Genomic DNA, 20,712 nt, shown 5'->3' with positions numbered 1-20,712 from the left:
GAAAATATCTGCCAGGTACATCCACCACTCTTTTTATTAAAATATTTTTATTTGCGGTGCAATTATTGTGCATGTTGGGTTCAATTAACTATTTCTATATTTTATTGATGTTGATTTTTAAGGGGAGTGCTTTTTTTAACTAAAAAAAACTGCTACTCGATTGAGTAACAGCCACTGCCCCGCGCAAGTTCTTTTTTGGCTAACTTTTTTGATTATTACTGACATTCTATACAATGCAAATTTTTTTAAATACAAAAAAACCAATAATCACGGCATTTTGATACCTAATGATTACTGGTTTAGTAAACCTCTGATGGGTGGCCAGGGGATCGAACCCTGGACCCACGGATTAAGAGTCCGTTGCTCTGCCAGCTGAGCTAGCCACCCAAATAACTCATCAACAAGAAATATATTACCATGACTAATACTATTATGCAATAGAAAATTTAAAAAGTATTTTTGGCTGGCAGGAATCGGCGTCAACGCGATCCGTGGGTTGTAGCTGAAATTACAGTTCTGAAAGTGAAATACAGTAACGGGACACAAATCGCGGTTGAGATTGAATTAATCACAGTAGCCGGCAGACTTAGGAAAGATGCGACAATCGCTGTTTTAAAAGATGTTCCAACCATCAGGGCTTCAATAATTGCGGTACAGTATGAGGTCAAAATTTTAGTCGCACCGGCTGTAATTCCTAGTAAAATAATATTTCTTTTGGTGTCTTGATAACCAAATGCTTTAAAAACAGCGTTAAGCACAATTCCAACGATAATGACCTCTAAAATTGTCAACCAAGAGGTTAAAGCGTAGCCATTAAGAATATCAAAGCCCCCAAGACCAATTGCTCCAGCTAAAACCCCATTGCGCAATCCGAGAAAAAGGACAGCTAAAGCGGCGAGTGTATTTCCAAAATGAATAAATGGTCTGCCAACGAGGGCTGGAATCGGAATTCGTAAAATAAAAATTCCAAGATAAATGATAGCTGCAAAGAGACCGGTTAAAACAATCATTTTGAGTGAATTTTGTTCTTTTCGCATAATGTTCTCCCTCCTTTAAGTAAGTTGTTTTAATAATACAGACAATTGTTGAGAATAATCAAGACCAAAGCGCGAATCACGGTTTTTTTCTGTCTGTGCGTTTTCAATGCAAGCGCTAACGAAGTCCATTGCACTGGTTGCAGCTGTTTTAAGCTTTTTTTTCTTAAGCAGCGTCGCCAAAAGAATACTTGCAAAAAGATCCCCGGTGCCAAAATAACTGCCAGGGAGTTTTTTGCGTTGGAGTTCCCATATTTCCCGGGAAATAGCGTCAGAGCCAAAAACTCCGATTTGACCATTGTTTAATTGGACACCCGTAAGCAAAATTGCTGAGGCAGTGAATTTTTGCTTAAGCGCACCCACGATGCTATGTGCCTGCGCATTGGAAATAGTTCCTGAGGTGCATGTTTGACCTAGCAAAAGCTGGGCTTCAGTTACATTTGGCGTCAAAAGAGATGCATGTGCAGCTAGTTTGCGCATTTTTGTAACGTAAGCGGCGGTGAAGCCACGGTAGAGCCGACCGTGATCGCCCATCACGGGATCAATTAGCCACAGGCTTTTCGCTGTACCAATGCGGAGACGTTCTTTTAGCAAAACATCTACAGCTTTGTTTCCCAAGTATCCTAAATAGATGGCAGAAAAAGAAAGGGGTAATGTTTCCCAATGGGCAATGATTTTAGTCATTTCTGAACTAAGATCAAGGTAAGTATTTGCGCCTAAGCCGCCTGTATGTGTTGAAAGCAGTGCAGTGGGAAGGATGGTCGGCCTGAACCCCAGTGCACCCAGAAGCGGAAGCGCGACGGTCATTGAGACTTGACCGGCGCAGGAGAGATCCTGAGAAATCAAGATAGATGCTGTCATGGCCTAAACTCCTTTATATAATTTTAATGTGAACATATTATAGCACGAACCACGAGTGGCATGAGTGGTTATAAAACCTGGTTTGGCAACCAGAATGGGATAGGTTATAATAGAAGAGGTTTACTGTGTTGATTTTTTCAATAAGAGACTGATAGATCTTAAAAATCCAGGAAACACTAATAATTCTAAAGCTAACAGATATGCGTCAGTGTGTGCTTTAGGAAAGGAGTTTCATAATGAAGAAGATTTTAGTAGTTGATGATGAAAAACCAATTTCGGATATTGTTAAATTCAATTTAACTAAAGAAGGCTTTGACGTTTACACGGCCTATGATGGTCAAGAAGCTTTGGATCAAGTTGAAGAGGTTGTGCCGGACCTGATCCTGCTTGATATTATGCTGCCTAAGATTGATGGCTTGGAAGTTGCCCGTGAAGTGCGTAAAAAGTATGATATGCCGATTATCATGGTGACAGCTAAGGATGCGGAAATTGACAAAGTTCTTGGACTGGAATTAGGTGCCGATGACTATGTAACAAAGCCGTTTTCAAACCGTGAGTTGGTGGCCCGTGTCAAAGCAAATTTACGGCGACAAACGAGCGCAGCAGCGGCAGTTCAATCAGAGGAGGAAAAAAATAGTGAAATCACAATTGGTGATCTTACAATCCATCCTGAAGCGTATATGGTATCTAAGCGCGACGAAAAGATTGAGTTGACACACCGTGAGTTTGAATTGCTGTACTATTTGGCAAAACATATCGGGCAGGTAATGACACGTGAACATCTTTTGCAAACTGTCTGGGGTTATGATTACTTTGGTGATGTGCGGACGGTGGATGTGACGGTGCGTCGCCTGCGTGAAAAAGTCGAAGATAATCCTAGCCGTCCGATTTGGCTGATTACACGACGCGGTGTGGGTTACTATCTGCGTAATCCAGAAGCAGAATAGAAATTTAGAAAGTCTTAGTTCTTTTTGGAGTAATAATGAATAAAAAACTGCATTTTTTTCAATCAATTCATTTTAAGATTGCACTTGTGTTTGCTTTGTTATTGTTAATAACATTTCAAATCGTAGGGGCCTATTTTGTGCAACAATTAAAAAAAGATAACGTCAAGACTTTCAAACAGCAGGTGGAACTCTCAAGTTATATTGATAATTCATTAATTGACAATCTTGCGCGTAGCAACACCAAGAAGGCAAATTCAAATATTCGTGATATTTTGGAAGATATTGACAGCTCGAATGTGACTGAAGTCCAAGTGGTTGATACCAAAGGGACAATTCGCGGAGATAGTGATGTTAACAACCAAGGAATTGTCGGGCAAAAAACAACTAACAGTGATATCAAACAGGTCTTGTACAATGAGCGCTCATATGCCAAGTCAACGTATGACCGTTCAGATAACAAGCCCTATTATGTTTCTATTACACCGCTTTTTAGTGCCAGTGGAAATACCAATACGCTAGTGGGTGCAGTTTATTTGCGTGCTAGCTTGGAATCGGTCTATGACTCGATTCATAAGGTTACGGTGATTTTTGTCACGGCGGCTTTGATTGCAACTGTCTTTGGACTAATGCTGGCAATCTTAATCTCAAGAGCAATTACTCGTCCAATTGATGATATGAAAAAACAAACTAGTCGAATTGCTCAAGGTGACTATTCTGGTCAAGTTAAAGTCTACGGGACAGATGAATTGGGACAATTAGCACAGGCGGTTAACAACCTTTCAGTCCGAGTCGAAGAAGCCCAAGAATCCTCAGAGGCTGAACAAAGACGTTTGGATAGTGTTCTTTCACATATGTCAGACGGCGTGATTGCGACTGATCGCCGTGGAAACGTAATTATTATGAATGAAACAGCTTCTGAAGATTTGAATATTGATCCGGATGTCGCAGATGGACAATCTGTACTGGATATTCTTAACATTCGTGGAAGATATACACTGCGAGATTTGCTTGAAAATCAGGATGAAATCGTGATTGATCTTTCTGATGATGAGCATGAACAGATTTTAAATGCTTATTTTTCATTAATTCAAAGAGAATCTGGTTTCATCAGTGGGTTGGTATGTGTGCTGCATGATGTAACTGAACAGCAGCGGATAGATCGTGAACGGCGTGAATTTGTGTCGAATGTCTCACATGAATTGCGGACACCTTTGACAAGTATGCGCAGTTATATTGAAGCGCTCAGTGATGGCGCATGGAAAGATGCTAAAGTGGCACCGCATTTTATCAAAGTGACACAAGATGAGACTGAACGGATGATCAGAATGATTAATGATCTCTTAAGTTTGTCACGCATGGATTCTGGGACGTCTAAGCTTGAACTTGAGCTGGTTAACTTGAACGAACTTTACAACTATATTCTTGATCGTTTTGATATGATGCTGAAAACAGATGATGACGATGCGCGTAATGCCAAGCACTATACTATTAAACGTGATTTTACCCGGCGTGAACTCTGGGTGGAGATTGACACAGACAAGTTTATGCAGGTCGTGGATAATATCATGAATAACGCGATTAAATATTCTCCAGATGGCGGGGTTATAACCTGCCGCTTACTTGAGACACACAATCACGTAATCCTAAGTATCTCTGATCAAGGTCTGGGAATTCCTAAAAAAGATGTTGCACATATTTTTGACCGTTTCTTCCGAGTAGATAAGGCACGTTCGCGAGCTCAGGGCGGAACAGGTCTAGGCTTAGCCATTTCTAAAGAGGTTATTGAGATGCACGGTGGTAAGATCTGGGTTGATAGTGTCGAAGGAAAGGGCTCAACGTTCTATATTTCGTTACCTTACGAAGAATATGAGGGGGATTTGTGGGATGAAAATTAGAAATTTTCTGTTACATTCTGGCTTGATTATCACAATTCTAATCAGTGTTCTTCTTTCGGCATTAATTTGGATTAATCCTGCGGTTTTTCAACGTGACTCTAAAACAACGACCAGTACCGGAGAAAGTTCAGAAAATGTTAATAAAAAGAAGCTCAGTGATGTATTTTTACCGCTGCAGACAACTTTAAATCAAAATGGACAGAGTTATGTTTTATTTAGCGATAAGAATGATGTTACAGGGGATCTTTCGAAGCAATTAGGCAAATTGAGTCTAAAAGACGGCTCCCTTAAGACCTACAAGACTGATACTGAATATCAAGAGTTTTTACAGCAAAATGATTCGGTGCTCTTAAGTTACACCAGTTCGATTACAACGGCATTGTTTAATCAGGTTTTTTCACAAAAGCTTAAGGGGCTGCAGGAATACAAATTCAATCGGATTTTGATCCCACTTCAAGGAGGGGCAGTTTACCTTGTCAGTGATCAGAATCGCCAAGCTTATAAGCTGACGGTTAAGAAAGATTCCTATACCAAGATTAAGCAGATTTTAAATACGAATGGGGTTCAAAAGCTGAGCATCAGTTACTTTTCACTTGAAAGTGATAATCTGACAACCTTCTACACCAGTTCTTTTAGCCTGCCGCGGTATAGCTATTTAGTGAATAAATCCAACATCAGTCCATTCCTTAGTCAATTGCTGAACTCAAATGGACAATCATCGATTACTACCAAAGTTCAAAAGAATAAAACAATCTACTCTGATGGAACAGATAATCGCATGGAGGTCAATGATCAGACAGGAGAAGTTGTCTATGAGAATTATGCTGATGTCAATTACAATGGGAACGAGAAGGTGCGTGAGCAACAACTCGGATTCTATGATCTTTTGAAGCAGAGTTTTACACAACTCAATGCCCTAGGAGTGCAGTTAGATGATGTGCGTTACGCTGAATATAGTGAAAGTGACAACACAGTTACCTATCGCAGCTACATTGCAGGTTTTCCAATTATTAATGAAGACAGTTACGCCACATATAAGATTCAACCGTTAAATTCAGGTGGAAAGAAGTATGTGTTCTCGTTGAACGGTTTGCAAGTCCCAGTTCCATCTGGCGGTGCTAAAGAGACTTTACCTGCAACCGAAACTGTCTATCAAGAACTTGAGAATGCCGGTTATTCCAGCAATCAAATCAAGAGTATCAAAGTAGCTTATCAATGGGAGCAAAACACGTCTTCCAAACTGGTAGTAGACCTTGTTCCGACGTATTTTGTTAATTATAATGGCCATTGGCAAAGTTATACAGAATTGTTAAAGAAGACTGCTAGCGGAAATTAAGAAAGAGTGGTGTAAGTATGAACTTTAAAAGGATCGAATTAATTTTTTTCCTCGCGTTTATCGCGCTTGATATCTTTTTATTTGTTTCATATATGCAAAAAGATGACATTGTTGTTTCAACAACGAATTCAACAACTGAAGATTCCACGACCTCTGTGCTCAAAAGCATCCGCAATGATCAGATTTCATATGGCAGTCTTTCAGATAAAAAGAGTGAAGGCTTTTATATTTCCAGTCCGCAAAAGGACACGCTCAAAGAAAAGACATCAACTTTGCAAGGACAGTCATGGTCCTACGATGATCATAAATTAACCGCTGCTTTTGAAAATAGTATAAAATTAAAAGATGATAGCAAACCGCAAGAAACGCTGAACGCTGTTGTTAAAGATAGTACTAAGATAATTGCAGGGCAGCAATATGTGTATGACCGTGGTTTGTCAACCAAAAACATGGTTGTTTATACGCAGGTTGTAAAGGGGTATCCAGTCTACACGGCCGATGGTCAAATTAGATTTACAACAAGAAACGGCTATGTTACAGGATATACGCAAGGTTTGCTCGAAAACGTTGAGACCTTGCATGAGAAGCGACCGATTATTAGTCAAAAACGGGCGTTGATCTGGTTATATCAATATAATAAATTAGTAAGTAACAGTAGTGTTCAATGGGTCCGTTTGGGATATACACGCTTGCTTTCTGTGAATAACAGCCATGTTTACATTCCAACGTGGATGATTGCTGTTAAGAGCAATTCAACCGGCAATATTCAATATCGGCGCATAAATGCCTTTACTGGAGCTACCATGGATGATTAAAACAGATATTTATGAATTTTAGGTGATAGAAGGGTGAGCAATGGAGAGTTCTGAAAAACAGACAGATACGATGAAAGTCAGTGTTCTCGCAAGTAGTAGCAGCGGGAATGTTACATACATTGAGACGCCCGAACGTAAGGTGTTGGTTGATGCAGGATTGAGCGGAAAAAAAATCGCAGGGTTGATGAGTTCAATTGGTCGCGATCTTAGTGATGTGGACAGTCTTTTAGTTACACATGAACACAGCGATCATTGCAAGGGAGTTGGCGTGCTGGCACGCAAATACCACTTGGATGTGTACGCTAATGAAGGTACTTGGAATGCAATGGCACATAAAATTGGTAAGATTCCATTAGCCCAAAAGCATCTCTTTGAAATGGGGAAAACAAAGTCGTTTGGCGATCTTGATATTGAAAGCTTTGGCGTATCGCATGATGCTGCTGAGCCGCAATTTTATGAGCTTCATCATCACGGGCATTCCTTTGTGATCTTAACCGATACAGGCTATGTTTCTAGTAGATTAGAAGGGATCATTAAAGGTGCTAATGGTTATCTGATTGAATGCAATCATGATACTGAAATGTTGCGGATGGGGGCGTATCCGTGGTCACTAAAACAGCGAATTCTTAGTGATCAAGGGCATCTCTCAAACGATGATGGGGCGGCAACGTTAATTGATGTTTTGGGTAATCAGACAAAGAAAATCTATCTTGGTCACCTTAGTCAAGACAATAATATGAAGGAACTTGCGCATGTGACCGTTTCTTCAACACTGGAACAGCATGATCTAGGCGTTGGGCATGATTTTGCGGTTTTAGATACAGATCCTGCACGGGCAACTCCGCTAGCTGTAATTTAAGGAGCAGTGAAGAGCGAAGTTCAAAAAAAAAGACTTTTTTAACAAATGTAGGATTTAATTCATGCTTTTTTCAAATATTGTCGTTAGAATGTAACCATGGAAGAGCTATGAAAAAATCTCTGGGAGGGGGGTCAGCGTTATTTTTTGAATAGCGCATAACTCATGGATAATAACGAAGGAAATAACGAAGGACAAAAAACTTTTGAAGGGGAATTTAAAGAGCCTAATTCTCCAAAAAATAATGACAATCAACACCCTAAAATGGGTAAAATTTTTGTAGTAGCACTCGTTGGGGGCCTACTAGGAGGCGGAATTGCCTTTGGCGGCTATGGCGTGTACCAGCATTATCAAGAAAATGCGGTGAGCACCGCAAATTCACGCGGGACAACGAGTGTTAGTAATATAAAAGTAAACGTAAGTACACAATCTACCAAAGCATTCAATAAGATTCAAAATGCGGTGGTTTCAGTTGAAGCGTACTCTTCAAGTAGTTCTTCTAACTCACTGAGTGGTCTTTTTGGCTCAGGTTCAGATTCAAGTAGCTCGTCTTCTGAAAGCGAAGGCTCAGGTGTGATTTATAAAAAGGATGGTAATACGGCCTTTGTAGTTACAAATAATCATGTTATTTCAGGAGCAAATAAGGTCGAAGTCCTCTTGAACAGTGGGAAGAAATTGACTGCTAAAGTTGTTGGACATGATTCTGTAACTGATTTAGCAGTTTTGAAAATTAATGCAGCAAATGTTACACAGGTAGCATCATTTGGTAACTCAAATAATATTCAAGTTGGGCAGACAGCCCTTGCAATTGGTTCACCGCTAGGATCAACTTATGCAACCTCATTGACGCAAGGAATTATTTCAGCTAAAAAACGGACAATTGAAACAACCGATAGCTCAGGTGCAAGTACGGGACAGACTACCGTTATTCAGACTGATGCTGCCATTAATCCTGGTAATTCAGGCGGCCCGTTGATCAATCTTGATGGTCAAGTGATCGGGATTAACTCGATGAAGCTTGCATCTACCAGTTCAAGTTCGACTAGTTCATCATCGTCGACAAGTGTTGAAGGGATGGGCTTTGCAATCCCAAGTAATGAAGTGGTAAACATCATCAATCAGCTTGTTAAAAATGGCAAAATTAAGCGTCCTGCGCTTGGAATTTCGTTAGTTGATTTAAGCTATGTTTCTACAAGTGACAGAAAATCAGTGCTGAAGTTACCAACTAGTGTTGATAATGGCGTTGTAGTCCTTAAGGTTTCGTCGAATTCACCAGCTAAACAGGCGGGGTTGCAGAAATATGATGTGATCACGTCCCTAGGTGGCAAGACGGTCAAAGGGCTCTCATCACTGCGCGAGGCGCTTTATGAGCATAAGGTCGGTGATACTGTGGAAATCAAGTATTACCATGATGGTGAACTTAAGACAGCAAGTATTAAACTGTCATTGGAAGCAGATGATGCAAATACGACCACCTCATCGAATTCTGGAAACTAGAATTTTAAGCATAATTTATAATTTGGTTACAGAGGTATTTGTCCGTGAATTGCGGTTGTCAAATACCTCTTTTTATGTGCACAATAATTATAAGGCACAGTTTTGAAGAGCTTTGTGGATAAAAAAGTGAATAGCAATCTTAGCGGGTGTTGAAAAGAGGGAGTGTTGTTGATAAATGGCTTTTTCCATCTTCTCAAAGTTATCCACAGATTGTGTTTTTGTCTGTGACTAACTTTATTTTGCACTTGAAATCTAGTGTATAAATGCTATTGTATCAACATTCTTTACCTAAAATTAAGGAGTGTAAAGACTGTGTAAAACTGTGGATAACTGATTAACTATTGACAAATTTGCAATTAATAAATGTTGTGACGAAAATATGTTCGCGCCAAGATATAGAGATGCTAGCTGTGGATAAGTGGATAACTTTGTGGATAACTTGTGAAAAGGCGGGTAGTTATGAACAGTAAAATTATTGTTGTTGGTAAACTTAAGGAGAAATACTTAAAACAGGGAATTGCAGAATACGCAAAACGCTTAAGCAAATTTTGTAATTTTGAAATTGTAGAAGTTCCCGATGAAAAGGCACCTGAGAAGTTGAGTACAGCACAAATGCAACAGGTTAAACAAATCGAAGGCGAACGCATTCTGGCTAAGATTAAGGAAAGAGAATACGTTTTTGCACTGGCAATTAAAGGTAAAGAGCTCAGCTCAGAAGAATTTGCAGCGGAATTTGAAAAATTAACAACTTATGGTCATAGTGCACTCACATTTGTCATTGGTGGCTCATTGGGATTGAGTCCCGCTGTATTAAAAAGAGCTGATGCGCAGTTGTCATTCGGACGATTCACCTTACCGCATCAATTAATGCGGTTGGTGTTGACGGAGCAGATCTATCGCGCTTTTATGATTAATGCTGGGAGTCCGTATCACAAATGATGCCTAGCATTGTTGTTTATCTATATTTGCTTCCAAGAGTCCATTAATTCGAATATTAAAAAAGGGGGTTGTGACAAAATTTAACTTTTGTCACAGCCCCTTTTTTATTCCGAATAAACGTGTTCCCTAAGTCAAAATTCTCCGTCTGACTTCGAATTAGCACTCAAATTTTCCCAACTTATGTCACACTCTCTTTTTGAGGTTACTGAAACGAGCAAGCTGCGAGGGTTTTGAACCCTAACTGAGCGAGGTACTGGTTTTAATTAAGAATTTAAAAGCTGACTTTACTGCTATTTTGTAACTTTGGCTGGTTCGCTGACAAAACGATCAACTTTGGTGTGATTACCAGCAAAGAAGTTAACAATATTTTGGCATGAAATTCGTTGCAGTTCAGTAATTGAATTAACTGAGTAGAAAGCAGCATGCGGGGTCACGCTGACGTTTGTGCGCTTTAAGAGCGGATGGTTTTTCAACACAGGGTTTTCGACGGCCAAAACGTCAAGACCAGCACCTTTGATCCATTTTTTTTCAAGCGCAGTCAACAAGGCTTGCTCGTCAACACTTTCACCACGGGCCACATTGATAAAAAGCGGGTGTTTTCCTTGCCCCATTTGTTTAAACGCCGTGGTATTAAAAAAGTGCCGGTTGGCTGCAGTTAAACGCATGTGATTAGTGATGATATCTGCTGCAGCGTAAATTTGTGATGCCGTTACTAGCGGAATCTCAAGTTTTTCCGCCACTGCAGGAGGCAAAAAAGGATCATATGCAATTACTTTCATCCCGAATGCTTTAGCAAGATAGGCAACTTTTTGCCCAATTTTACCTAAACCGCAGATTCCTAAAGTCTGTTCAGCTAGGCGTTTTTGTGGTGGCAAGGCATTATATTTCCATAAATGTTCAACTGTCAGTAAATGATCGTAAGCTTTCAACTGCTTGGTCAAGCTCAATAATAATGAAAAGGTAAACTCGGCTACATCTGTACTGCAGTAATCAGAGATTGCGCAGACGCTAACTTGATGGGCGGCAGTGGCTTTGAGATCAATATTATTGAAACCCATTGCATTTATTGAAATCAATTTTAGGTTAGGAGCGTTAGCCAGCAAGGTTTCATCTACAGGAATAAAGGCTGTTAGCAGTGCATCTGCATCCAACATTTCAGTGTAAAAGGCAGTTAATTTTTCAGGATTATATACCATAGTTTTTACGATCCAGTCAGGATGAGTCTGCGTTAGGAGTTTAAGTTCATAAGTATGATCTTCCATCATAGCTGCTGCGTAATCAGCAATCATAATTTTCATGTGGGCTACCTTCTTACTATACTTATTTTTTGCGATTTGAGGCTATCCCAGCAGGAAAAGCACAAATCAGATACTTGATGTTAGAAAATATATCATCTAAAGTACTTTTTAACCAGTTAGACACTTGAGAATCACTTGAGATTATAAAGTTCAAAAAATAATGATGAATATTATCTCGTTAAAAAAGAATATCTATTAACATGTAACCCATAACATTTAGATTTTATGCATTAAAGGGTTCACTAAAAGTCTGAGGAACTTTTTAAAACAACTTTTTTTTGCATATATACATTGTTATATTCATTGCACAACTGATTAATTCACTTGAATTTATAACAAGAACACACAGTGAGGTTCCAAGGTAACTTTTCCATAAGCCACTTTCATAGCGCTTACACGGCGATGTTTGCTATACTTACCGTAGACATGTTGAAGTATTCAGACTAGGAGGAGTGTTTACGATGGCAATTAAAACAACGATTTCCGAGTTAGCTGCATTACCGATACCTGAGACTGCTGCGCAAGTGATTACGCTGAACCTGAACCTGAGTAAACTAGCTTATGATGAAGCTGAACAGTTACGGGTCAAGAATCTTCTTAAAGAGATTAGGCGCAAGTTAGGGACCGAAGCGGATTCTTTTGTCACTGAGGTAAATGACTTGGTGAGACAGCAATTACCATATGCTGGGATCACCGTGGTTTTTGAAAGCAGTGCGGCCGCAGTTTATTATGTTGACCGTACTAGCATTGAGGAGTCGACGGTGCACGTTGGAGAGACAATCGACTTTTTAATGTTGTTAAGCGAAGCACCTAATAGCGATTATACTTTGATTGAATTGAATCGTGACAGCAGTCAGCTGTTTCGCTTGCAAAATAAGAAGGTGCAAGTATTAAAAATTCCAGATTATCCTACGAGCTTGCAGGATGCACTTGGAAGCGAGCTTAGTAAGAGTGAATTGAACTTTCATGCAAGAGGTGGAGAAGCCTTTTATCATGGACATAGCGAGATCAGTCAGGAAAAGCAGATTGATCAAGAACGCTATTATCGTTATCTGATTGAGTTTTTGGGTAAAGCGTCTTCCTTAAGCAAAAGCACGTTCATTCTGATGGGATTGCCACAAAACATCAACCTATTTGAAAAACTGAATGAGAATTTAACAATTGCAGCTGTCCGGGTCGAGCAGTCAGTTCAGAAACTTTCAACGGCTGAAATTGCGGAGCGTGTAAATGACAGAATTGATAATGATAATAAAAAGACCTCGGTAGCAGCAGTCACCAAGGACTTCAAGGATAACTTGTATACGGATCTTGGTAATATTCAAAACATGCTGAATGCACATGATATTCGTTATCTTTTTGTTGCACCAGAGGCTGAAATTGCTAAGAAAGGACCCGAGCTTTATCCGCAGATTAACCGGTTACTTAAACAAGCGCTAATTCAGCAGACTGCAATTTCTGTGGTGACGCAACAGCCGCAGATGCCGTTGGTCAGTGCAGCCGCATATGCAAAATAACGGCATAAAGTGACTGATTTAAGATAGAATAGTGGAACTGTACTAAAAGCCAAGGAAAAAGCTGATTAAGCAAATTCCTTGGCTTTTAATTTATATTTTCCGGTGATTTAGCAAAACGACAGTTCCTCCTAGTAAAAATAAAGAGGCTGCAATCGCGACTAACATGCCCGGCAGGAGCTGAGATAAGGGCTTTGTGCCCTGAAGAATTGCTAAATTATCTCCAATCAAAGAAAGTGGGTTATAGTTGTGGAGTTGTTTAACTAGATTGATTAGATAAAGGATTACGGTAATAAAGAGGGGAATCAGCAAACCGCCATAGTTATTTTGGCCTAAAGTTGAACCAAATAGAATTAATGCCAATAAGAAGATACCAAAGAGCAGCAGTGGGAGGAATCCTGCTAAAACAGCAGTGGGAGTTATTTTAGCAGGAAAATAATAGGCAGTATATCCCCAAGTTACAAACAAACTGAGGCTGAGTGCAACGGTCCATTGTAACAGCAGACTAAAATATTTGCTCAGGACAATTGTCCAACGTGGGAGTCCTTTAGTTACAAGATTAACTAAAGTATTTTTACTCAGTTCCTGACTCATTGTTCCGGCAAAAAGGATGGCAGTGACCAAGATTCCAAGCTGAGTTATCCCTTTATAAAATTGTTTCCAAGAATCAAACGCAGTTGGTTGCGGGAGCTGTAAATTGAGCGTATCATTCAAGCTTAACTTGATAATCGTCGGTGTAAGTTTTGCTACGAGTGGACTCATCAATGCTAAGATTAAAAAAAATGTTATCAGAGTCAAAAAGCGATAAGTGCGCCAAGTTTCGACAAGTTCTTTTTCAAACATGATTGTCAGAATGCGCATTACCAGTCACCTCCAAGAAGATTTGTTCAAGTGTGGGGCACTTGTGTTGCAGAGCTATCGGGGTTACTGATGCTGTCAGCGTTTGTAATACTTGGTGTGCAGCATTAGTGTAGCTTCCCTGATAGTCAATCATTACGGTATTTTTAACTGCATAGGCAGGAAAATGAGCGAGGACCTGCATACAGCGCTTCGCGGTTGGTGTATCTGGAAAAGTTAACATGATTCGTGATCGACCATATTGGTTGCGCAGATCACTTAAGGGAGCACATTTTTGCATGCGTCCTGCATGAAGGATGCCCACGTAGTCACAAATCCTTTCTACATCGCTAAGAATATGGGTTGAGAAAAGGACAGTTACTTTGCCGCGCAGAGTTGCCAAAAGTTCTAGAAACTCGTTGCGTCCTAGGGGATCGAGTGCACTGGTCGGTTCATCGCAGATTAAGAGCTGGGGTTCGTTTAGTAAAGCTTGTGCTATCCCGAGACGCTGCTTCATACCACGTGAAAAACCATGAATTCGCTGTTTCTTGGTTTTTAGACCAACGAGATTCAACATTTCTGCAATTCGCTGTTCGCGGTTAGCAATACGTGTAAGCCGTGCGCACAGTGTCAGATACTCTGTAGCAGTCATGTAGTCATAAAAAGCCGGGACGTCTGGTAAGTAGCCTGTGATTGAATTCGTCCGATTTCCACCAAAGGTAACTTCTTGACCCGCGAGGAGGATCGAGCCATGCTCACTTTTCTCCAAACCTAGTAGTAGACGCATGGTAGTTGTTTTGCCAGCCCCATTTTCACCTACGAAACCAAAGATTGAACCAGTTGGAATACTAAAGCTCAAATCTTGCAGGACATGGTGTGTGCCAAAAGATTTTTGTACATGTGTGAGTGTTAAAAGAGCAGTCATTAGTTTTCACCTCTGCCAAATACAAAATAAGTAAGGGGACCAACGATTTGAATAAAAAGAATTACAACAATCCAGAAAACTCGATTTCCAAAGCGATAATGTGAATGGCGTAAAGCATGAATAAGTGCTGCGAGCATCAAGCCGACCTCTAACAAAACAAGCGGGATGAATAAAGGTAAGTTAGTCATTAAAAGCTGCCAGTGATTATTCATAATTTTTTGGCTCCTTTAATTGTTGGCAAAGTGCAATCATCCGTGGGTCATCTTTGTAAGGTGCAAAGACGGTTCCTTGAAGTACGAAATTTTTTAGACTGGATTGAACCTGCGCTGGATCGCGTGGGAGCTGTGAACCGATGTCTAAGTGTTCCAACCAATCATCAATCAGATCAAAGTAGCGATCCCCATGCAATTTAACTGGAAATTTAGTTGCGGTAAAGATAGACACAAATTCAGTCAGAACTTCGAATAGCGCGGTTGTTTCGCGCTGCTGAGCAAATCCGGCTGCAGCGGACAGCTGTAAATTCATCATAGCTACGGGATGAAGTGTCTCGAAGTGAAAGCTGTGGGTGATATCTTGTGCATGCTGATAGGTTTGTGCAAAACGTTTCGGCTCGTTAAGCAGTACTTGCAGATAGTTGCAAAATTGACCTACCATGATTGTTAAATATTGAAAGAGTGAGCTTTGATAGATTGCTTGAGCAGCTTCTAGGTTGTTTTGGCGTTGAAAAGCTGCTGCAATCAGGTTCTCTACGGGAAGACAAGCTGGGGTACGTCTACCTAATAAAGCGAAGACTTCTTCATTATTTCCTAACATCAGCTGCGCATAACCCGCAAAGTCGTTAGCTTGCTTGATTAGTGTCAGCTCCTTAGCATTTTTAAACACATGAATAAAAAGGTCCTTTGCTTCGGAAACATAATGCTGCAACTTTTCCGGTTCGTCTTTTCCGGGAAGTAAATCGTAGTGATTAAGTAGCAGCAATCCCATTTGTTGGATAAAAGGGTAACAGGCATAGTAACGCCGAACAAAGCTGTGAATTTTGCGCAGCACTTCCTCAGCTGTTTCGGTTTCAAAGGAAGTTTTGAGTGCGGCATAAATTGTTTGAATTTCTTTCGCGGATAACTGTGGTTGATAATTCAACAAGTCGTCAATGCGCAAATCGAAATATGCGGCTAGTGCAGGAAGTAATGTGATGTCTGGGTAGGTTTGTCCAGTCTCCCATTTAGAAACAGCCGCTTTGGAGACACCGATAAAATCAGCTAATTGTTGTTGTGTAATTCCTTTTTGCTTACGTTGAGCTGTTAGAACTGGTCCAATATAAAGTTGCATGTTACAGGGCTCCTTTCTGTATATTAATAATTTTACGGCCTAAAAAGAGGAAAGTATATGGAGCCTTAGGCAACTAATCGAACTAAAAGTCAACTATTAGGAAACTGTGTTTGCAGGAGTGATGACAGGGCTTATCTTTAATACATAAAGAATGGAATAGCGGATCAAAGTCGTGGGCAAGCGGATTTGCAATCAATAAAAGAAAGTGCGCTAACAGGCGGTTAGTTGACGCACGTTTCAGCACTCGCTGTTTGGAAATTAAGGGCACTAAAATAACAAGAATAGGGCATTGGTTCGGGGACGAAAAAGCTTGTTTCCGAACCAATACCCGCTATTCTTTAGCATAAATTGTTTATTTAATAATATTTTTATTGACAAGACGTAGAAAAAAGGGGCTGTGACAAAAGTTAAATTTTGTCACAGCCCCTCTTTTATTCCGGATAAACGTGTTCCATAAGTCAAAATTCTCCGTCTAACTTCGAATTACTCATAGCAAGGTACTCGCTATGTTCGTAATTTCGAGGTAGCACTCAAATTTTCCCGACTTATGTCGCACTTTCTTTTAAGTTACCGGTACACCCCGCAGCCTGTAAAACCAAGTGCTAGAGTTTAAAGCTCGCTGTCTACTAGCTTTGTACTTAAAGCAAAATTGCGTCGAATTAGAAATGAAACCACTAATGCAAGTAAATCAATAACGATGAAAGCGATGAGAGTCAAGGTGTAGTTATGGAACAGTTGATGGGTGAGGGAAAGGAGCACGGGACCAACAATTCCAGCTGCAGCCCAAGCAGTTAGAACGTAACCATGGACGGCACCGAGTTCCTTAGTTCCAAATACATCACCAAGATAAGCTGGGATGACAGAAAAACCAGCACCATAGCAAGACAGCAACAAGCAAAGTGCGCTTACAAAAATAATTTGTGATTGGAAGGAAAGTAACAGTGTCAGCATGGCCACATTGATTATAAAAATGGTGCTGAAAGTCGCAGGCCTGCCAATGTAATCGGAAAGGGTGGCCCAGACTAGGCGGCCAAAGCCATTAAAGAGCCCGATAATACCGACCATGACTGCAGCTGTTTGAACTGACATTCCAGTCATACTTTGTGCCATAGGGGAAGCTGCCGAAACTAAGCCGATTCCGCATGTAATGTTAATAAAGAACATTATCCAGAGAAAGACAAATGACTTTGTTTTCAAGGCCTGATTGGCGGTTAATTCAGGTCCAGTGGTCAAACGCGTACCGCTTTTGAGCTTGTGTCCGGCAGGATTTGCGATTGTAGTTCGTGGACGAACGATAAATTGTGCGGCGACTAACATCACAATGAAATCCGCTGCACCCAGCAAATAAAATGTTTGTTCAAGTCCAACTGTGACCATGAGCTGTTGTGCAATCGGGCCGGTTAACAGAGCTGCAAAACCAAACCCCATGATTGCCAACCCAGTTGATAAGCCACGTTTGTCAGGGAACCATTTAATAATAGTTGAAACAGGTGTGACATAACCTGAACCCAGACCTAGACCACCGATTACACCATAAGCAATGTAGAGCAGCCACAAAGATTTTTGATGAATAGCGAGCCCGGTCATAATAGTTCCAGTACCATAAAGGAAACTAGCAAGGGTACCGGTTAACCGCGGACCAAACTTTTCGACAGCTCGTCCCATAAAGGCCGCTGACAGTCCTAAGAAAAAAATGGCAATACTAAAAGCAAATGCGACTGACGACTCTGCCCATCCGGTTTGTTTTGCAATTGGATTAGTGAAAACACTCCAAGCATAAACTGAACCAATCATTAAATGGAATATGATGCCTGCAGCTGCTACTAGATAACGATTTGTTTTCAAATTTTCTTCCCCCGTTTATTAGCAAATTGGCAATTTAGTTTGAACAATCACGTACAAGTTGTACACAACTAATTTATATTGTTAGCATATTTAGATTGTAGCATACGATAAAACATTAAAAAAGAGTTTTTTTATTGTTAAAAACGAACTTTATCTCAAAATTAGCTCTGCTTGTTAGCTAGAATTTAAAAAGTTGTCAGAACTAAAAAACTAATGTAGGAGTAAAAGAAGTTAAAATTCTTTGAAGGGGGAGGAATGTGAACTGAATAGGAGCGTTTCACGTGGAACGTTAAATTGTTGAGGTGTGACAAAGGGGATTAAGTGAATTGCGCAAAGATGACTTTTTGATGAATCGAATGTAACAACTTCTTGAACATTCTGGGCAGTCACGTTATTGAAGAGTCTTTTGTGCTAAGATGAAGATGCTGCTTGAAGTTTTGAGCAAGAATTAACGAAATCGGGGTTGTTCATGGTGAAGGGAAGTTTAAAGGGCTCAATCAAGAGCTATCTAGGCGAACTTGGTCCACAGATAAAAAATAATTGGTTGACTGCGGGACTATTGTATGTTGTTGTCACAGTAACGATGTGTGTGTTAGTGCTATTTGATGGCATTTTGTTGAAGTTTGGTTTATCCACTTTAGCATCGGCAGTTACACTTTTACTTTATGGTGCAAACTATGGTTCATTGTTAATCGGGGTTGCTGCATTTATTTTAGGCTTATTTTTCTTAGTAGTATTAGAAATTTTCAGTTTTTATATCGCAGTTGCAATTCAATTTAGCATCCAAGATGTTAATCGCGGAGTGCAGACCAGAGTAAGCTTTCAAGATACATGGCGCAGAATTAAACAGATGAATAAGAACCAACTTTTACGCTTGTTCTGTTATAATTCGCTGTTTATTTTCTTATGGTTGTTGCCAGTGCTGATTTTGAAGTCTTTATTTGGTGGAATTCAAATTGTAGCTTATCTGTTACAACTCGTGGCTTTTGGAGTGCTTGTATGGAAGAGACTGGAATATTCGCAAAGTCTCTTTTTATACCGAGAAAAGCAACCGCAATTTCTGGGACAGTCGCAAAGGCATGCATTAACAGCTAGTCGCCGTTTTATGAAGAAGGCTAAATTGCGTTTGTTAGGGCAATTATTGTTAGCTGCGCTTCCTTTGGTAGTGTGGATTGCAATCTGGGGAGTTGTAATGTACTTTGGCTTTTATATCTGGGAACCAATTATGATCTATGGCGGCCCGTTGCTCAGTGTCCTAGGGGTATGTTTCTATCTGCCGCTTTTCCAACTGATTTTAGCAAGGTTTTATGAACAAAACAAAAATGCGCAGTTGCTTGAAACTGCTTTTCATAAAACTTTCAAGCCTGTCGAGCAGTTGACTGGTGAAGCATACCGTAAAAATGTAAATTAGCAAACGCATCGGTTGTGGTGGGCGCCTTACGCTGAGCCACGAAACAACTTACATGTTATAAACCAAAAAGAGTTCGGGACCAAAAAGTCGCGAACTCTTTTTTTGCGTCCTTGTTTCCAAACAACTAGTGCTGAAACGTGTACCAAAAAACAGTTGGTTACACTTACCCCCGTAAGTCAGACAAGCCAATCGCGGAATTATTATGCGCCTTATGCTGTTAATTTTCGCCAACTAAACGCCTGTTAGCACACTTTCTTTTTTTGTGTTAGCACATTTTCTGATTTTGGGAAGCTTTTTTTAAAATTACTCAAAGCCGTCGCATTTTAACGGCAACGTAACTTGTATCTTAAAGTTTTATAGTCTAAAATAATAACTTAGGGATACCATAAAAACAAGGGGCCATATTATGAGAACAGCTATAGATAATTACCTTAAAGCAATTTTTGAATGCAGCTTGTCAACTAAAAGGACTACCAATAAGCAGGTGGCTTGTTATTTAAAAATTGCACCAGCATCGGTCAATGGAATAGTTAAAAAAATGGAGCAGCATGGTTTGGCATATCAGAGACCGTATGGCCCGATTATGCTGAGTACTAAGGGGATGCAGCGGGCGTTAGTGCTGATGCAACGCTATCGGCTTTGCGAGGCGTGGTTAGTGCATGACTTTGAGCTGCCGTTAACAACGATTCCGCACCAAGCATGGGAAATTGCAGATTTTGATGATGCGCAGCTGGTCCAACAGTTGAATCAGTATCTGGATTATCCAAAGGTGAGTCCTTTTGGTGGGGCTATCCAAAATGTCGATCAGATAGTTAATGATGGAAGTCAGCCGTTAATTAATTTTGAAGCAGGACAAACGGTCAGACTTTGCAGCTACCTTGAATCCGAAAATACTATTAACTATTTTCAAAATATAGGATTAAGTCTCCAACAGACGTTAACGGTTGGTGAGTATAATCCGCAAAAACAAACGATCGCAGTAACTGATCGGAATGCAAGAACGCTGAAAATTAGTGAAAAAATTGGAGAGTACATCTATGTCTCTCTTGTAAAAAATACAATTGTTGTTGATTAGATGTGAAAGGAGGTGGCAAAATGACAACCGCGGAAAAAGAACTTATTTGCACACGGATCGACGATGTTAAAGTTGTTGTTGGTGAGAAGGCAACCTTATCGCCAGCAACTTTTGTTAATATTTTAAATGCGTTAAAACAGGATATCAGTACTATTTAAACGCAGCAAAGTGGATAAATTAATATTAATATGTACGCAGTCGTGCAAAGAAACATTAATTTATCGATTTTGAAATTTTCGTTAAGCTTGTTAAGTACAGCAGCGTAAAGTTAAGGGGTTGTGACAAAAGTTAAATTTTGTCACAA

At 40.1% G+C, this 20,712-nt stretch carries 19 protein-coding genes and 1 tRNA gene; 11 read left to right on the top strand and 9 right to left on the bottom strand.

Annotated elements, in window-relative coordinates; all coding sequences use genetic code 11:
* Window positions 1–314 precede the first annotated feature (314 nt).
* The 3 genes from FD50_RS11875 to FD50_RS11865 all read right to left on the bottom strand — a co-directional run bounded on the left by FD50_RS11875 (window position 315) and on the right by FD50_RS11865 (window position 1,895).
* Window positions 315–387: transfer RNA gene (locus FD50_RS11875), tRNA-Lys, on the bottom strand.
* 92 nt (window positions 388–479) lie between these two features.
* Window positions 480–1,037, bottom strand: a complete 558-nt coding sequence (locus FD50_RS11870; RefSeq protein ID WP_056961982.1) for an ECF transporter S component — start codon at window positions 1,035–1,037, stop codon at window positions 480–482.
* A gap of 15 nt (window positions 1,038–1,052) precedes the next feature.
* On the bottom strand, window positions 1,053–1,895 hold the full coding sequence (locus tag FD50_RS11865; protein ID WP_056961979.1) for a pyridoxamine kinase: 843 nt from the start codon (window positions 1,893–1,895) through the stop codon (window positions 1,053–1,055).
* Between the two features lie 236 nt (window positions 1,896–2,131).
* On the opposite strand from FD50_RS11865, the gene yycF reads away from it, so the two are divergent.
* The 7 genes from yycF to rlmH all read left to right on the top strand — a co-directional run bounded on the left by yycF (window position 2,132) and on the right by rlmH (window position 10,180).
* Window positions 2,132–2,842: a response regulator YycF gene (gene yycF, locus FD50_RS11860; protein ID WP_056961978.1), complete on the top strand. Its 711-nt coding sequence runs from the start codon at window positions 2,132–2,134 to the stop codon at window positions 2,840–2,842.
* Window positions 2,843–2,877: 35 nt separating this feature from the next.
* Window positions 2,878–4,737: a cell wall metabolism sensor histidine kinase WalK gene (walK, locus tag FD50_RS11855; RefSeq protein WP_056961976.1), complete on the top strand. Its 1,860-nt coding sequence runs from the start codon at window positions 2,878–2,880 to the stop codon at window positions 4,735–4,737.
* Complete coding sequence (locus FD50_RS11850) at window positions 4,727–6,073, top strand: YycH family regulatory protein (RefSeq protein WP_056961974.1); 1,347 nt, start codon at window positions 4,727–4,729, stop codon at window positions 6,071–6,073. Before walK ends, FD50_RS11850 begins: the two co-directional genes overlap by 11 nt.
* 17 nt (window positions 6,074–6,090) lie before the next feature.
* Window positions 6,091–6,888, top strand: a complete 798-nt coding sequence (locus FD50_RS11845; RefSeq protein WP_056961972.1) for a two-component system regulatory protein YycI — start codon at window positions 6,091–6,093, stop codon at window positions 6,886–6,888.
* Between the two features lie 40 nt (window positions 6,889–6,928).
* A complete protein-coding gene (locus tag FD50_RS11840; RefSeq protein WP_056961970.1) occupies window positions 6,929–7,747 on the top strand; it encodes an MBL fold metallo-hydrolase in 819 nt (272 codons plus the stop codon).
* A 162-nt stretch (window positions 7,748–7,909) separates the two neighbouring features.
* Window positions 7,910–9,241, top strand: coding sequence for a S1C family serine protease (locus FD50_RS11835; protein ID WP_054757350.1), 1,332 nt, complete (start codon window positions 7,910–7,912; stop codon window positions 9,239–9,241).
* A 459-nt stretch (window positions 9,242–9,700) separates the two neighbouring features.
* Window positions 9,701–10,180 (top strand): 23S rRNA (pseudouridine(1915)-N(3))-methyltransferase RlmH, encoded by a 480-nt coding sequence (gene rlmH / locus FD50_RS11830; RefSeq protein ID WP_054757351.1) that lies wholly within the window; start codon window positions 9,701–9,703, stop codon window positions 10,178–10,180.
* 290 nt (window positions 10,181–10,470) lie between these two features.
* Here rlmH and FD50_RS11825 read toward each other — a convergent pair whose 3' ends face one another.
* The gene (locus tag FD50_RS11825; RefSeq protein ID WP_056961968.1) at window positions 10,471–11,478 is read right to left on the bottom strand and encodes an NAD(P)-dependent oxidoreductase; all 1,008 of its coding nucleotides are present in this window, start codon (window positions 11,476–11,478) and stop codon (window positions 10,471–10,473) included.
* A gap of 461 nt (window positions 11,479–11,939) precedes the next feature.
* Between FD50_RS11825 and FD50_RS11820 the strand changes: the two genes are divergently transcribed.
* Window positions 11,940–12,992, top strand: coding sequence for a baeRF6 domain-containing protein (locus FD50_RS11820; protein ID WP_056961966.1), 1,053 nt, complete (start codon window positions 11,940–11,942; stop codon window positions 12,990–12,992).
* A 90-nt stretch (window positions 12,993–13,082) separates the two neighbouring features.
* Here the strand turns inward: FD50_RS11820 and FD50_RS11815 are convergent, their stop codons facing one another.
* From FD50_RS11815 to FD50_RS11795, 5 genes are all read right to left on the bottom strand, one after another.
* Window positions 13,083–13,850 (bottom strand): ABC transporter permease, encoded by a 768-nt coding sequence (locus FD50_RS11815; protein WP_056961965.1) that lies wholly within the window; start codon window positions 13,848–13,850, stop codon window positions 13,083–13,085.
* Entirely contained in the window at window positions 13,825–14,751 is a 927-nt protein-coding gene (locus tag FD50_RS11810; RefSeq protein WP_056961963.1) for an ABC transporter ATP-binding protein, read from the bottom strand. The genes FD50_RS11815 and FD50_RS11810 overlap by 26 nt, the downstream gene beginning before the upstream one ends.
* Entirely contained in the window at window positions 14,751–14,963 is a 213-nt protein-coding gene (locus tag FD50_RS11805) for a PLDc N-terminal domain-containing protein (RefSeq protein WP_054757356.1), read from the bottom strand. Before FD50_RS11805 ends, FD50_RS11810 begins: the two co-directional genes overlap by 1 nt.
* Window positions 14,956–16,077, bottom strand: coding sequence for a helix-turn-helix domain-containing protein (locus tag FD50_RS11800; RefSeq protein WP_056961961.1), 1,122 nt, complete (start codon window positions 16,075–16,077; stop codon window positions 14,956–14,958). The genes FD50_RS11805 and FD50_RS11800 overlap by 8 nt, the downstream gene beginning before the upstream one ends.
* Window positions 16,078–16,686: 609 nt before the next feature.
* Entirely contained in the window at window positions 16,687–17,922 is a 1,236-nt protein-coding gene (locus FD50_RS11795) for an L-lactate MFS transporter (RefSeq protein ID WP_056961959.1), read from the bottom strand.
* A gap of 469 nt (window positions 17,923–18,391) precedes the next feature.
* Between FD50_RS11795 and FD50_RS11790 the strand changes: the two genes are divergently transcribed.
* From FD50_RS11790 to FD50_RS12760, 3 genes are all read left to right on the top strand, one after another.
* Window positions 18,392–19,333 (top strand): hypothetical protein, encoded by a 942-nt coding sequence (locus tag FD50_RS11790; RefSeq protein WP_056961957.1) that lies wholly within the window; start codon window positions 18,392–18,394, stop codon window positions 19,331–19,333.
* Window positions 19,334–19,739: 406 nt separating this feature from the next.
* Window positions 19,740–20,408 carry a metal-dependent transcriptional regulator gene (locus FD50_RS11785; protein WP_056961955.1) on the top strand — a complete coding sequence of 223 codons (669 nt, stop codon included), beginning with the start codon at window positions 19,740–19,742 and terminating at the stop codon, window positions 20,406–20,408.
* 20 nt (window positions 20,409–20,428) lie between these two features.
* A complete protein-coding gene (locus tag FD50_RS12760) occupies window positions 20,429–20,566 on the top strand; it encodes a hypothetical protein (protein WP_156653551.1) in 138 nt (45 codons plus the stop codon).
* Window positions 20,567–20,712: the final 146 nt, after the last annotated feature.

The sequence above is a fragment of the Liquorilactobacillus satsumensis DSM 16230 = JCM 12392 genome, from assembly GCF_001435195.1.
GTDB lineage: Bacteria > Bacillota > Bacilli > Lactobacillales > Lactobacillaceae > Liquorilactobacillus > Liquorilactobacillus satsumensis.
Note: the sequence above shows the minus strand (reverse complement) of the source record. Positions and strands in the feature narration are given on the sequence as shown.